The sequence below is a fragment of the Kitasatospora sp. NPDC086801 genome, from assembly GCF_044745805.1.
Classification (GTDB): Bacteria; Actinomycetota; Actinomycetes; order Streptomycetales; family Streptomycetaceae; genus Kitasatospora.
In genome coordinates, this window is record NZ_JBIVAX010000026.1 from 28,565 (window position 1) to 41,754 (window position 13,190).

The following is a 13,190-nucleotide window of genomic DNA, read 5'->3' on the forward strand; positions in this document are numbered from 1 at the left end:
GGCGTTTGACCGTGACCACCGAAGCGTACGTCTACGACGCGATCCGCACCCCGCGCGGCCGGGGCAAGGCCACCGGCTCGCTGCACGGCACCAAGCCGATCGACCTCGTCGTCGGCCTGATCCACGAACTGCGCCTCCGCCACCCGGAGTTGGACCCGGCGGCGATCGACGACATCGTGCTCGGCGTGGTCAGCCCGATCGGCGACCAGGGCTCCGACATCGCCCGGATCGCGGCCATCGCGGCCGGCCTGCCCGACACGGTGGCCGGCGTCCAGGAGAACCGCTTCTGCGCCTCCGGCCTGGAGGCCGTCAACCTGGCCGCCGCCAAGGTCCGTTCGGGCTGGGAGGACCTCATCCTGGCCGGCGGCGTCGAGTCGATGTCCCGGGTCAAGATGGCCTCCGACGGCGGCGCCTGGTTCGCGGACCCGATGACCGCGTACGAGACCAACTTCGCCCCGCAGGGCATCGGCGCCGACCTGATCGCCACCATCGAGGGCCTCTCCCGCACCGACGTGGACGCCTTCGCCGCCGAATCCCAGGCCCGTGCCGCCAAGGCCCAGGCGGACGGCCTGTTCGACCGCTCGGTGGTCCCGGTCCGCGACCGCAACGGCCTGGTCGTGCTGGAGCGCGACGAGTTCATCCGCCCCGGCACCACCGTCGAGACCCTGGCCGGCCTCAAGCCCTCCTTCGCCGGCATCGGCGAGGCCGGCGGCTTCGACGCCGTCGCCCTGCAGAAGTACCACTGGGTCGAGGCCATTGACCACGTCCACCACGCCGGCAACTCCTCCGGCATCGTCGACGGCGCCGCGCTCGTCGCCATCGGCAGCCGCGAGATCGGCGAGCGGTACGGGCTGCGCCCGCGCGCCCGGATCGTCTCCGCCGCCGTCTCCGGCTCCGAGCCCACCATCATGCTCACCGGCCCCGCGCCGGCCACCCGCAAGGCGCTCGCCAAGGCCGGGCTCACCGCCGCCGACATCGACCTGGTCGAGATCAACGAGGCCTTCGCGGCGGTCGCGCTGCGCTTCATCCGCGAACTGGGCTTCCGGCACGAGCAGGTCAACGTCAACGGCGGCGCGATCGCCCTCGGCCACCCGCTCGGCGCCACCGGCGCGATGCTGCTCGGCACCGTGATCGACGAGTTGGAGCGGCGTGACCTGCGCTACGGCCTGATCACCCTCTGCGTGGGCGGCGGCATGGGCGTCGCCACCATCGTCGAGCGCGTCTGACCCACTGTCCCTCGGATCCCCCCGGAGACCCTGAACTCATGAGCGACACCACCACCATCCGCTGGGAGCAGGACCAGGACGGCGTGGTCACCCTCGTCCTCGACGACCCGACCCAGTCCGTCAACACCATGAACGAGGCCTTCACCGCCGACCTCGACGCCGTCGTCGACCGGCTGGCCGGCCTCGCCGCCGCCGACGGGCTGCGCGGCGTCATCGTCACCTCCGGGAAGAAGACCTTCTTCGCCGGGGGAGACCTCCGGATGCTCTCCGCCGCCCGCCCCGAGGACGCCGCCGCCGTCTTCGAGAAGTCCCTGCGGATCAAGCGCGCGCTGCGCAGGCTGGAGACCCTCGGCAAGCCGGTCGTCGCCGCCGTGAACGGCAGCGCGCTCGGCGGCGGCCTGGAGATCGCTCTCGCCTGCCACCACCGGATCGCCCTGGACACCCCCGCCAGCCGGATCGGCCTGCCCGAGGTCACCCTCGGCCTGCTGCCCGGCGGCGGCGGAGTGGTCCGCACGGTACGGCTGTTCGGCATCACCGACGCCCTGCTGAAGTTCCTCCTGCAAGGCCGCCAGTACCGCCCGGCGCAGGCCCTGGAACACGGACTGGTCCACGAACTCGTCGCCACCCCGGAGGAGCTGACCGCCCGGGCGCGGGCCTGGATCGAGGCCAACCCGACCGCCGTCCAGCCCTGGGACGTCAAGGGCCACAAGATCCCCGGCGGCACCCCCGCGACCCCGGCGTTCGCCGCCAACCTGCCCGCCTTCCCGGCCAACCTGCGCAAGCAGCTCAACGGCGCGCCCTACCCGGCCCCGCGCAACATCCTGGCCGCCGCCGTCGAGAGCGCCCAGGTCGACATCGACACCGCGATGGCGATCGAGGCCCGCTACTTCACCGAGCTCGCCTGCGGACAGACCAGCAAGAACATGATCCAGGCGCTGTTCTTCGACCTGCAGGCCGTCAACGCCGGCGCCGGCCGCCCCCAGGGCGTCGAGAAGCGGTCCGTCCGCAAGGTCGCCGTGCTCGGGGCCGGGATGATGGGCGCGGGCATCGCCTACGCCTGCGCCAAGGCCGGCATCGAGGTCGTGCTCAAGGACGTGAGCGTGGCCGCCGCCGAACGCGGCAAGGCCTACTCCGCCGGGCTGCTGGACAAGGCGATCGCCCGCGGCCGCTCCACCGAGGCCGAGCGGGACGCGCTGCTCGCCCGGATCACCCCCACCGCCGAGCCCGCCGACCTGGCCGGCTGCGACGCGGTGATCGAGGCCGTCTTCGAGAACACCGAGCTCAAGCACAAGGTGTTCCAGGAGGTCGAGGGCGTCCTCGCCCCCGACGCGCTGCTCTGCTCCAACACCTCCACCCTGCCGATCGGGCTGCTCGCCGAAGGCGTCGAGCGCACCGCCGACTTCATCGGCCTGCACTTCTTCTCCCCGGTCGACAAGATGCGCCTGGTCGAGATCATCCGCGGCCCGCAGACCGGCGACGAGGCGCTCGCCCGCGCCTTCGACCTGGTCCGGCAGATCGACAGGACCCCGATCGTGGTCAACGACTCGCGGGGCTTCTTCACCTCACGGGTCATCGGCCAGTTCCTCAACGAGGGCGTCGCCATGGTCGGCGAGGGCGTCCCTGCGGCCAGCATCGAGCAGGCCGCCGCCCAGGCCGGCTACCCCGCCAGGGTGCTCTCGCTGATGGACGAGCTCACCCTCACCCTGCCGCGCAAGATCCGCGACGAGTACCGGCGCGCGGTCGAGTCCGCCGGTGGCACCTGGACGCCCCACCCGGCCGACGCGGTGGTCGACCGGATGGTCGACGAGTTCGGCCGCCCCGGGCGCAGCGGCGGCGCCGGCTTCTACGAGTACGGCGAGGACGGCAAGCGCGGGCGGCTCTGGCCTGGGCTGCGCGAGCACTTCGGCGGGCCGGCCGCGGACCTCTCCTCCGCGGACCTCTCCTCCGCAGACCTCTCCTCCGCAGACCTCTCCTTCGAGGACCTCAAGGAGCGGATGCTGTTCAGTGAGGCGCTGGACTCGGTGCGCTGCCTGGAGGAGGGCGTGCTGACCTCGGTCGCCGACGCCAACGTGGGCTCCATCCTCGGCATCGGCTTCCCGGCCTGGACGGGCGGCGTGTTCCAGTACATCAACGGGTACGAGGGCGGCCCGGCCGGCTTCGCGGCCCGAGCCCGCGAACTCGCCGCCGCCTACGGCGAGCGGTTCGCGCCGCCGGCGCTGCTGGAGCGGATCGCGGCGGAGGGGCGCACCTTCACCGACTGACCGTCAGTCCCGAGCGGGTGGGGCCGTGTGCCGGACGGCCCCACCCGGCTCCTCCCGCAGTTCCCCGCCCGACTCCCCGCCCAGCTCCCCGCCCGACTCCCCGCCCAGCTCCCTGCCCAGCTCCCCGCCCAGTTCCCCGCCCAGCTCCCTGCCCAGCTCCCCGCCGAGCTCCTCCCGCAGCGAGCGCTGGAACGCCGTGACCAGCGCCTGCGCCACCATCGGTTGGATGTGGTCCGTCAGCGCCCTCATCCGGGCCAGCTCGTCCGGCTCCGGCTCGCTCTCCCGGTACGGCCGCCACACCGTCTCCCGGAACAGCCGCTGCAACTCCCGGGCCGTCGCCCGGCTGTGCTCCAGCACCACCGCCCGCGCGGCCAGCAGCGCCTCCAACGGGATCGGCACGTCCAGGATCCGCACCCCCAGCGGCAGCAGGCCCGGATCCACCCGGAACAGCTCCGGATCGGCCGTCCGCTCCAACGCCCCCATCGCGACCAGGCGTTCCACCTGCTCCTCCGACAGCCCCCGCCCGGCCCGCCGCTCCAACTGGGCCCGGCCCAGCTCCTCCGCCGCCTCGGGTGTCCAGGACGCCACCAGCGCCCGGTGGATCGCCAGATCCAGCGATGTACTGTCCTCCGGCAGCCGGGCCAGGTACCGCTCGATCGCCGCCAACGTCAGCCCCTGACGCTGCAACTCCTCGATCAGCTCCAGCCGGTCCAGGTGCGCCGCCCCGTACAGGCCGACCCGGCGCCGCCCCAACTCCGGCGGCGGCAGCAGGCCCTTCGTCCCGTAGAACCGCACCGTCCGCACCGTCACCCCGGCCCGCGCCGCCAGCTCGTCGACCGTCAGCCGCACACCGCCCCCGTCCTCCACGGCCCCGCGTTCCCCCATCCGCCGCCTCCTGCACTGGCACACTTCCACTGTGACAGCAGCAGTGTGACAGTGCCGTGCTACCAGGTCCATCGGGGCGGTGGTGCACTGCTCTACTCCACCGGGCAGGCTGGCGCGGTCGATTCGGTGATCTGCCAGTGTTCCCGCTTCACGAGGACCGAACTCTCGTCCGTGGTGTCCCAGAGCCTGATCCAGTCGCCTGAGACGGGGAAGGCGACGTACGGATGGGCAACGGCGACAGTTGCACCCTGGAATGGCACTGCGGCGGTATCGGCTGGGCGGAGGCAGACCCTGTGCGGTACGAGGCCGAAGTACTGGGTCGGCTGTCGGCCGGACTTGGCCTCGGCCGCCGCCGAGGCGGCGGCCCGGGCGGCCGGATCCAGAACCTGCCCCCAGAGTAGGCCGATGGTGAGGATCAGGGCGGTGCAGAGAAGCGACCCGCCGACCCACAACCCTGCTGTGGTCCGGAACGCATGGAAGTGCCGGGCGTACCCCAGGAGGCCCAGGACGACGAGGGGGCCCGCAGCGACGATGAGGGCCTTCATGGCGGCGATGAACTGCCAGCTCCCGGGGATGAAGACTTCTTCGCGGCTGGCGCCGAAGTGGTCGAGATAGTAGGTGTGTAGGGAAATCCCGGGAACCGGTAGCACGGAGAGAGCCAGGGGGATCAGCGCTGGGATCAACCAAGCGGCCGTCGCCTTCCACGACAGATTGCGGAACAGCAGCCGCAAGCCATTGCCAGTGAGGAACGCGGCGATCAATGTCCCCGAGAGGGCGAGGGCGTTCGGCATCCTCCATCCGATTAGCAAGCCGACGCCAGTCAGTGCGAGGCCTGCCAGCCAGCCGTAGGACGCGGTCCGAATGGCATCGGGGCGGAAGGGCCGGGAGCCGTAACGAGCGGCCAGCAGGAAGGCTGGCACGCCGAGGATCAGCGGGATCAGCAGCGTGATTACCGCTGTGGGCAGAAGGTTGATTCTGGCGGAGCCGAGACACACCGAGAGGAACAGGATGACCATGGACGTGGTCATGACCACCGGGATGGCGATGCGCTCGGGAAGTAGGTGTTGCCGGGGGCGTGGTGCCTGTTCCGCCGAGGACGGCGAGCCGACCAAGCGGGGAAGAGCGTCGTGCGGCGGGGTGTGGACGGCTGTCAGCGGGCGGACGGTGGCGAGTCGGGCGGCCTCACGGACATCGGGTCCAGCCGGTAGAAAGATCTCACGCCCGGTGTCGAAGAGCCTGGTGAGCAGCAATGAGCGGCGGAGCCAGTCCGGTTGAACGGCTGGTGGTACGGGTCGGTGAGCGAGCCACCTGGTTCGCGGCGGATCGTCGGGCGTGACGGGTTCCTGGACCAGCAGGTCGATTGAGACCGGGGCCTGTCGGCATGCGCTGTGGAATGCGAGTCTTGCTGCCAGTGCCGCGCCCCAGAACGAACCGGTAATCCCGACTTCGACGATCCAGACCTCTGTCGCGCCCCCGTTCTCAGTGTTTCCCGTTGGTGACACCACCCACCCGCGTCGGGTGATCAACTCGCTGAGTCGATCCCGGCCGCCGGGAGTTCCGCGCACCTCGATCTCCATGCGGAACCAGTAGTCGTATCCCTGATACTGGTCTGCCATTCCCACCCCTCGAACCTGGCTTTGCCTGCGATTGATTCTGATCGCGTGGAGGAATGCTAGGGGAAGTCTGGTTGGGCTGCCAGGAATTTTAGGTGAGGGTTGGATTTTTATCTGAAAATGGCCGAAATGGGATGAATCGTATGCAAATCTTTTGCGTTTGAGTTGACTCGAACGCCCGCACCGACACGCACCCGTGGTGCGGGTGTGTGCCGGTACGAGCTACCCACGCGCCTCAGCGGGAGGCGGCGTCGGAGAGGTCGGCGTGGTGGCGGCGGGTGACCTCGGGGTGGGCCCTCGTGTAGCCCTTCCACTCGTTGAGGCCGAACTCGGCGAACAGCGGGTTGTCCGGGTCCGCGGTGGCGCCGGGGGCGTGCTGGGCGAGCGGGAAGTCCAGCGGCTCGATGTGGGCGTCGAGGCGGGGGTTGTAGAAGAACGGGACGGAGAAGCGCTCGCGGGCGCCGACCGGGCTGACCACGCGGTGGTTGGTGGCCTTGAGGTAGCCGTCGGTGGCGACCTCCAGCAGTTCACCGAGGTTGACGACGAAGGCGCCCGGCATCGGCGGGACCTCCAGGAAGGTGCCGTCCGGGCGCTCGACCTGGAGGCCGCCGACGGTGTCCTGGAGCAGCAGCGTGATGAAGCCGTAGTCCTTGTGGGCGCCGACGCCCTGGCCGGCGCCGTCCGGCGCGGTGCCGGGGTAGCGGACCAGCTTGAGCCGCAGGTGGGGGTGGCCGGCGAAGGCCTCGTCGTAGAAGTCGGGGCGGGCGCCGATCGCGGTGAGGAGCTCGTGCAGCAGGCGGCGGGCGGTCCCGCTGAGGTGGTCGATCCAGCCGAGCGCGGCGGTGCGCAGTTCGGGGAGCGCCGCGGGCCACTGGTTGGGGCCCTCCAGCCACCAGTACGGGGGCTCGCCGGTGCCGGGGACGTGCGGGGGCAGCTCGGCGCCGATGTCCAGCTGGTCGCGCCAGTCCTGGTTGCCGCCGGTGAGCTCGTCGCCGGTGCGGGTGTAGCCGCGGTAGTGGGGGGAGTTGAGGTTGCTCACGGCGAGCCGGTCGGCCTCGGGGAGGGCGAAGAAGGCGCGCATCGCGTCGGCGAGCGCGGCCGTCTCCTCCGGGGTGATGCCGTGGCCGACGAGCTGGAAGAACCCGACGTCGGTGGCTGCGGCACGGAGTTCGTCGTGCAGTCGGCGGCGGTCGTCCGGGCCGCCGTCGGCGAGTGAGAGGTCGATCACCGGGAGGGAGCCGGATATGGGGGTGTACTGCTGCGACATGTGTGACATCCGCTGGTCTCGTCCCGGCCGCTCCCGGTGATCGACCGGGGGATGGCCGGAGTAGCCGCCTGGTGCGGCGGGTGCTCCGGGTGCCGGGAGGTGGAGGCGGCCGGGTGGAGGCTGCCCATGAGGGTGGTGGCGCGAGGTTCAGCTGGAGCGTCGACAGGACATGCTTGTCACGCGGAGCAGGTCCACGTGGCGACGGCGAACAAGGATGAGCACGTCACCAGCGTAGATGACCTTGACCAGGGCGGGCGAGCCCCCTGTGGTGGAGGGCGGCCTCTCACTTGGCGGTGCGCCTTCAAGGGATGGGAAGTCTTCGTGTGTCGCTCCTCTCAGCCGTTGTTGAGGTAGGCCAGCACGGCCAGGACGCGGCGGTTGTCGTCGTCGGAGGGCTGGAGGTCGAGCCGGACGAAGATCGACGCGGTGTGCTTGGCGACGGCCCGCTCCGTGATCACCAACTGCTGGGCGATCGCCGCGTTGGAGCGGCCCTCGGCCATCAGCGCCAGCACCTGCCGCTCGCGCGGGGAGAGGGTGGAGACCGGGCCGGCCGAGGCGTTGTGGGTGAGCAGCCGGGTGATCACCTCCGGGTCCATCACGGTGCCGCCCTGGGCGACCCGCTGCACCGCGTCGATGAACTGGGGGCCGCCCAGCACCCGGTCCTTCAACAGGTAGCCGATCCCGCCCGTGCTGCCGGCCAGCAGCTCGCGCGCGTACAGCTGTTCCACGAACTGCGACAGCACCAGGACGGGCAGCCCGGGGTGCGCCTGCCGGGCCGCCAGTGCCGCCCGCAGCCCCTCGTCGGTGAAGCCGGGCGGCAGCCGCACGTCGACCACGGCGATGTCCGGTCGGTCGGCGGCCACCGCGGCGAGCAGTTCGTCGCCGCTCTCGACCGCCGCGGTGACCTTCATGCCGCTGGCCTCCAGCAGCCGGGTCAGGCCGTCCCGGAGGAGGAAGAGGTCTTCGGCGATGACAACGCGCACGGGATCTCCAGGTTCACAATGGTTGGACCGCCGGGCGGGCTGCTGATCGCGAGCACCCCGTCGAAGGCGGCCAGTCGGCGTTCGGTTCCGCTGAGGCCGGTCCCTTGGGACGGGTTGGCGCCACCGCGCCCGTCATCGGTGACCGATATCCGCAGCAGTCCGTCACTGTGCCCTATCTCGATCCACACGTGCGAGGCGCCCGCGTGTTTCACCACGTTGGCCAGCAGCTCGCTCACCGCGAAGTAGACGGCGGACTCCACCGGGGCGGGCGCCCGGCCGGGCAGCCCACCGGTGAAGGTGACCGGTAGCGGGAGGTCCAGTGCGGTCGCCTCGACCGCGTCGGCCAGGCCGCGGTCGGCGAGCACCGGCGGATGGATGCCCCGGACCAGGTCGCGCAGCTCGCCCAGGGCCTTCACCGAGGACATCCGGGCCTCGACCAGCAGGGGCTGCAGGGCCTCCGGATCGTCCTTCAGCTGCTCGGCCACGGTCAGCAGCATGCCCAGGGCGACCAGCCGGGCCTGCGCCCCGTCGTGCAGGTCCCGCTCGATCCGGCGCAGCTCGGCCGCCCCGGCGTCGATGGTGTCCGCCCTGGTCCGGGCCAGATGGCTGACCTGGCGGGTGAGTTCGGCCCGCCGGGACGGTCCGAGGAGGGCGCGGGCGGCCCGCTCGTGCACCCGCAGGACGGGCGGCGCGGCCCACAGGGCGGCCAGCGGGGAGATGCACAGCCCCATCAGGTAGACGAGGCCCAGCGGGAGGAACGGCCCGTTCCGGCCGAGCACTTGGAGGGCGATCGGGGTCAGGAGGACGATCACGGCGGTGAACGGGATGGCGCAGCCGGAGGCGAGTACCCAGAGGATGTCCCGCCAGGTCGCAGGGTCGGTCAGCCAGCCGCCCGCGCGCAGCCGGCCCCACGGCCGGGCGTCGGCGGCGGCGCGGTGGTACGGCACCGGGATCGGCCGGCCGCTCCACCGGCCGACGATCCGCCGGTTCTCCGTCGCGATCCAGCGCGTGCCGAGCAGGCCGATCACCAGCATCGCCGGCCCCAGGCAGAGCGAGCCGGACCGGCCGCCGGGCGGGGCGCCGCCGTAGATGTCGGTGGCCATCAGGGCGAGCGCGCCCGGCGCGAACAGGGCGGCCCCGGCCGCCCGGCCGCCGCCCCCGGTGGCCCAGCAGAGCGCCCAGAGGGCGACCGGCGCCAGCGGCACCAGCAGGATCAGCGGCCCGCCCGGGCGGTGCGAGAACGGCTCGGCGTCGTCCGGGCCGAGCAGGGCGGCGGCCAACAGGACCGGCCCGGCCAGCAAGGCCAGCAGCCCCGTGACGGCCAACGTGACCATGTAGAGCGCCCGCACGCCGGCCACGACGGCGCCCCCCAACTGCGCGACGGCGCTGGACACTACGGTCGTCTCCATCCCGCGCCTCCTCTCCGATCGGTGGCCGAACGGCCCCGGGTTGATCATTCGGCGGTTAGTCTGCCGCGCCGTGACGTGCAGCGCTCTAGGTCTGCGCCCCCAATCCGGGGTGTATCTGGATACACCCCGGAGAGGCCGTCCAGACGGCTGTCCGCACCCCGCCCCGGATTCGTAGCGTCATGTCCCGTCAGCCGGCCCGGGCTTCCGGTGCCGGACTTCGAATCGTGGAGGGCCCGTGAACGCGCCGATCATCCGGATCCGCGGCGTCAGCAAGACGTACGACCGATCCGACGCCGCCCGCCCCGCGCTGGCCGGGCTCGACCTGGAGGTCCGGGCCGGCGAGGCGCTGGCCGTGCTCGGCCGTTCGGGCAGCGGCAAGTCCACCCTGCTGAACCTGATCGCCGGCCTCGACCGCCCGAGCGAGGGCGCCGTCGAGGTGGACGGCGTGGCCGTCCACGAGCTCGGCGAGGCCGCCCTGGCCGAGTACCGGCGGAAGCGGATCGGCATGGTGTTCCAGTTCTTCAACCTGCTGGACGACCTGAACGTCGAGGACAACGTGCTGCTCCCGGCCCAGCTCGCCGGGATGCGGCGGGAGCAGGCCCGCACCCGGGCCGGCGAGCTGCTGGAGCGGCTCGGGGTGGCCCGGCACGCCAAGGCCTTCCCCGGCCGGCTCTCCGGCGGCGAGCGCCAACGCGTCGCGGTGGCCCGGGCGTTGATGAACCGTCCGCCGCTGCTGCTCGCCGACGAGCCGACCGGGGCGCTGGACACCGCCTCGGCCGCCGACGTCCGCGACCTGCTCCGGGGGCTCAACGCGGAGGGCCAGACGATCCTGCTGGTCACCCACGACACCGCGCTCGCCGAGGCCTGTGCCGACCGGACCATCGAACTGCTCGACGGCCGGCTGGTCCGGGACACCGCGGCCGTGCCGACCCCCGGCGGTGTGCGATGAGCGAGCGGTGGGGGCGCCCCGGGCCGGAGGCCGGGGGAGAGCGAATCACGGGGGAGCGCCGGTGGGCGAATGCCCCTGTCGAGCGAAGCGGGGCGGGCACATGAGCGTACTGGGCAAGGTGGTTCGCGCCGGGGTCGGCCGCAAGCGGGTGCAGACCCTGGTCATGGTGCTCACCACGATGGCGGCCGTGACGGCGTGCATCCTCGCCACGGGCCTGCTGGTCGCCTCCCAGGGCCCGTACCAGCACACCTTCGCCGACCAGCGCGGCGCGCACCTCAACGTGCTGTACGACCCGGCCAAGGCGAGCCCCGCCCAGCTCGCCGCGACCGCGCACGCCCCTGGCGTGACGGCCTCGGCCGGCCCCTACCCGGCGCTCACCGTCCAGCCGCGCGCCGGTGACGACCTCCGGATCCCGCCGGCCGGCAGCCTGCTCCCGCCGGTGACACTGGTCGGCCGGGGGAAGGACGGCCCGCTGGACGGCCTGCGGATCACCATGGGCCGCTGGCTCGCCGGCCCCGGCGAGGTGGTGTTCCTGGACGGCCACTCGCCGCTGGGCGTCGGCGACAGCATGCAGTTCCCCGACCTCCCCGGGCACCCGACCCTCAAGGTCGTCGGCCTGGCCGCCTCCCCCTCCTGGAGCGCGGACGGCTGGATCGCCCCCGAGCAGGTCGCCGGGCTCACCGCGCCCGGTACGGCGCCCGCCGCCCAGTACCTCTACCGTTTCGCCCACGCCGGCACCGACGCCGAGGTGGAGGCCGACCGCGCCGCGCTCGCCGCCGCGGTGCCGGGCGGCGCCCTCGCCAGGACCACCTCGTACCGGCCGGCCCAGGCGGAGGCCAACCGGACGGCCGCGACCTTCGTCCCGTTCGTGACGGCCTTCGGGGTGCTCGGCCTGGCCATGTCGGTGTTGATCATCGGCGTCGTGGTCAGCGGCGCCGTCAGCGCCGCCACCCGGCGAATCGGCATCCTCAAATCGCTCGGCTTCACCCCGTCCCAGGTGGCCCGCGCCTACGTCGGTCAGGCACTGATCCCCGCCGGGGTCGGCACGGCGCTCGGGGTGCTCGGCGGAAACCTGCTGTCCGTGCCCGTCCTCGGGATGGCGCACAAGGCCCTGCGCGGCGGTCTGCTCGGCATCCCGCTCTGGGTGGACGTCGCCGTCTCGGCGGTGGCGCTGGCGGCCGTGGCGGGCACCGCGCTGGTGCCCGCGCTGCGGGCCGGTCGGCTGCGCACGGTGGAGGCGCTCGCGGTCGGCCGGACGGCGCCGGGCGCCCGGCGGGCGGCCGCCCGTGGCGGGCCGGGCCGGGCCGGGGCCTCCGGTCAGGCCGGCGCGTCGGGCCTGGTCGGGGTGTCGGGCCTGGTCGCCAGGGTCCAGCAGTTCATCGGCCGCCTACCGCTGCCGCGCGCCCTGAGCCTCGGGCTGGCGACCCCGCTCACCCGGCCGGCCCGCTCGGCGACCACGGCCGCCGCGGTGGTGCTCGGCACGGCCGGGGTCACCCTCTGCGTCGGCCTGACGCTCTCGCTCGGCTCCTTCCAGGACGGCCTACAGGCCGGGCGCTCCAGCGAGGTCGTGGTCCAGACCCCGATCGAGAGCTCGGCGAAGGCCGCCGACCACGTGGACGAGGCCGCAGCGGCCAAGGCGATCACCGACCGCCCCGGCACCCGGGCCTGGTACAGCACCGCCCCGACGTCGGTCGCCGTGGCCGGGAACACCGGGCGCACCGCGGTGATCGCCTTCACTGGGGACGCCTCCTGGGGCGGCTACCAGCTGATCTCCGGCCGGTGGTTCCAGGGCCCCGGCGAGGTGGTCGTCGCCACCGCCTTCCTGCACGCCAACCAGGTGCGCGTCGGCGACACCGTCGCCCTCACCGACCACGGGCGCAGCGCCCCGGTGCGGATCAGCGGCGAGGCCCTGACCACCAACGACCAGGTGTTCGTCGACCGGGCCACGCTGGCCCCGTTCGGCGCCGCCGTCCAAGCCGACGCGGTCGCCTTCCAGATCGACCTCACCCCGGGCACGGACGCGAAGGCCTACGCGGACGGGCTCGACGACGTGGTCCGGCCGCTGGGCCTGAGCGCCGAAGCGGGCGGGCAGCAGATCAGCATCGTGATGCTGGCCATGAACACCCTCGCCGGGACGCTCACACTGCTGCTGGCCGTGGTGGCCGGTCTGGGCGTGCTCAACACGGTGCTGCTGGACACCCGGGAGCGGGTGCACGACCTCGGGGTGCTCAAGGCGCTGGGGATGTCGCCCCGGCAGACGGTTGGCATGGTGCTCACCTCGGTCTGCGGCAGCGGGCTGGTGGCCGGGCTGATCGGGGTCCCGATCGGGATCCTGCTGCACCACCAGGTGATGCCGGCGATGGCGCGCGCCGCCGGGGTCGGGGTGCCGGAGGCGGACCTCACCGTGTTCGACCCCTCGGTGGTGGGGCCGCTGATACTCGGCGGCCTGGTGCTGGCGCTGCTCGGCGCCCTCCTCCCCGCCGTCTGGACCGCCCGCACCCGGACGGTCACGGCGCTGCGCACCGAGTGACGGCGGGGCGGCCACCCCGGCCACCCCGGCTGCCCCGGCCTTCCCGACCGGGGTGGCGGGGGCAGCC

The 13,190-nt window shown here is 72.8% G+C and carries 9 protein-coding genes; 4 read left to right on the plus strand and 5 right to left on the minus strand.

Annotated elements, in window-relative coordinates; all coding sequences use genetic code 11:
- Window positions 1-11: 11 nt before the first annotated feature.
- Both ACIPLC_RS24630 and ACIPLC_RS24635 read left to right on the plus strand, forming a co-directional pair.
- A complete protein-coding gene (locus ACIPLC_RS24630) occupies window positions 12-1,226 on the plus strand; it encodes an acetyl-CoA C-acetyltransferase (RefSeq protein WP_400475172.1) in 1,215 nt (404 codons plus the stop codon).
- Between the two features lie 38 nt (window positions 1,227-1,264).
- Entirely contained in the window at window positions 1,265-3,487 is a 2,223-nt protein-coding gene (locus ACIPLC_RS24635; RefSeq protein WP_400475173.1) for a 3-hydroxyacyl-CoA dehydrogenase NAD-binding domain-containing protein, read from the plus strand.
- 3 nt (window positions 3,488-3,490) lie between these two features.
- On the opposite strand, the gene ACIPLC_RS24640 is transcribed toward ACIPLC_RS24635, so the two are convergent.
- The 5 genes from ACIPLC_RS24640 to ACIPLC_RS24660 all read right to left on the minus strand — a co-directional run bounded on the left by ACIPLC_RS24640 (window position 3,491) and on the right by ACIPLC_RS24660 (window position 9,644).
- The gene (locus ACIPLC_RS24640; protein WP_400475174.1) at window positions 3,491-4,372 is read right to left on the minus strand and encodes a MerR family transcriptional regulator; all 882 of its coding nucleotides are present in this window, start codon (window positions 4,370-4,372) and stop codon (window positions 3,491-3,493) included.
- A gap of 92 nt (window positions 4,373-4,464) precedes the next feature.
- On the minus strand, window positions 4,465-5,988 hold the full coding sequence (locus ACIPLC_RS24645) for a hypothetical protein (RefSeq protein ID WP_400475175.1): 1,524 nt from the start codon (window positions 5,986-5,988) through the stop codon (window positions 4,465-4,467).
- Window positions 5,989-6,220: 232 nt separating this feature from the next.
- Complete coding sequence (locus tag ACIPLC_RS24650) at window positions 6,221-7,252, minus strand: isopenicillin N synthase family dioxygenase (protein ID WP_400475176.1); 1,032 nt, start codon at window positions 7,250-7,252, stop codon at window positions 6,221-6,223.
- A 335-nt stretch (window positions 7,253-7,587) separates the two neighbouring features.
- On the minus strand, window positions 7,588-8,235 hold the full coding sequence (locus ACIPLC_RS24655) for a response regulator (protein ID WP_400475177.1): 648 nt from the start codon (window positions 8,233-8,235) through the stop codon (window positions 7,588-7,590).
- Window positions 8,187-9,644, minus strand: a complete 1,458-nt coding sequence (locus ACIPLC_RS24660) for a histidine kinase (RefSeq protein ID WP_400475178.1) — start codon at window positions 9,642-9,644, stop codon at window positions 8,187-8,189. Before ACIPLC_RS24660 ends, ACIPLC_RS24655 begins: the two co-directional genes overlap by 49 nt.
- A 235-nt stretch (window positions 9,645-9,879) precedes the next feature.
- Here ACIPLC_RS24660 and ACIPLC_RS24665 point away from each other — a divergent pair, with 235 nt between their 5' ends.
- Window positions 9,880-10,593, plus strand: a complete 714-nt coding sequence (locus ACIPLC_RS24665) for an ABC transporter ATP-binding protein (protein ID WP_400475179.1) — start codon at window positions 9,880-9,882, stop codon at window positions 10,591-10,593.
- Window positions 10,594-10,693: 100 nt separating this feature from the next.
- Window positions 10,694-13,123 (plus strand): FtsX-like permease family protein, encoded by a 2,430-nt coding sequence (locus tag ACIPLC_RS24670; protein ID WP_400475180.1) that lies wholly within the window; start codon window positions 10,694-10,696, stop codon window positions 13,121-13,123.
- Window positions 13,124-13,190 lie beyond the last annotated feature (67 nt).

What these genes read in the sequence shown, in the direction of transcription:
- ACIPLC_RS24635 (WP_400475173.1), top strand. Translation starts at nt 1,265, where the DNA reads ATGAGCGACACCACCACCATCCGCTGGGAGCAGGACCAGGACGGCGTG.
- ACIPLC_RS24640 (WP_400475174.1), bottom strand. Translation starts at nt 4,372, where the DNA reads ATGGGGGAACGCGGGGCCGTGGAGGACGGGGGCGGTGTGCGGCTGACG.
- ACIPLC_RS24645 (WP_400475175.1), bottom strand. Translation starts at nt 5,988, where the DNA reads ATGGCAGACCAGTATCAGGGATACGACTACTGGTTCCGCATGGAGATC.
- ACIPLC_RS24650 (WP_400475176.1), bottom strand. Translation starts at nt 7,252, where the DNA reads ATGTCGCAGCAGTACACCCCCATATCCGGCTCCCTCCCGGTGATCGAC.
- ACIPLC_RS24660 (WP_400475178.1), bottom strand. Translation starts at nt 9,644, where the DNA reads ATGGAGACGACCGTAGTGTCCAGCGCCGTCGCGCAGTTGGGGGGCGCC.
- ACIPLC_RS24670 (WP_400475180.1), top strand. Translation starts at nt 10,694, where the DNA reads ATGAGCGTACTGGGCAAGGTGGTTCGCGCCGGGGTCGGCCGCAAGCGG.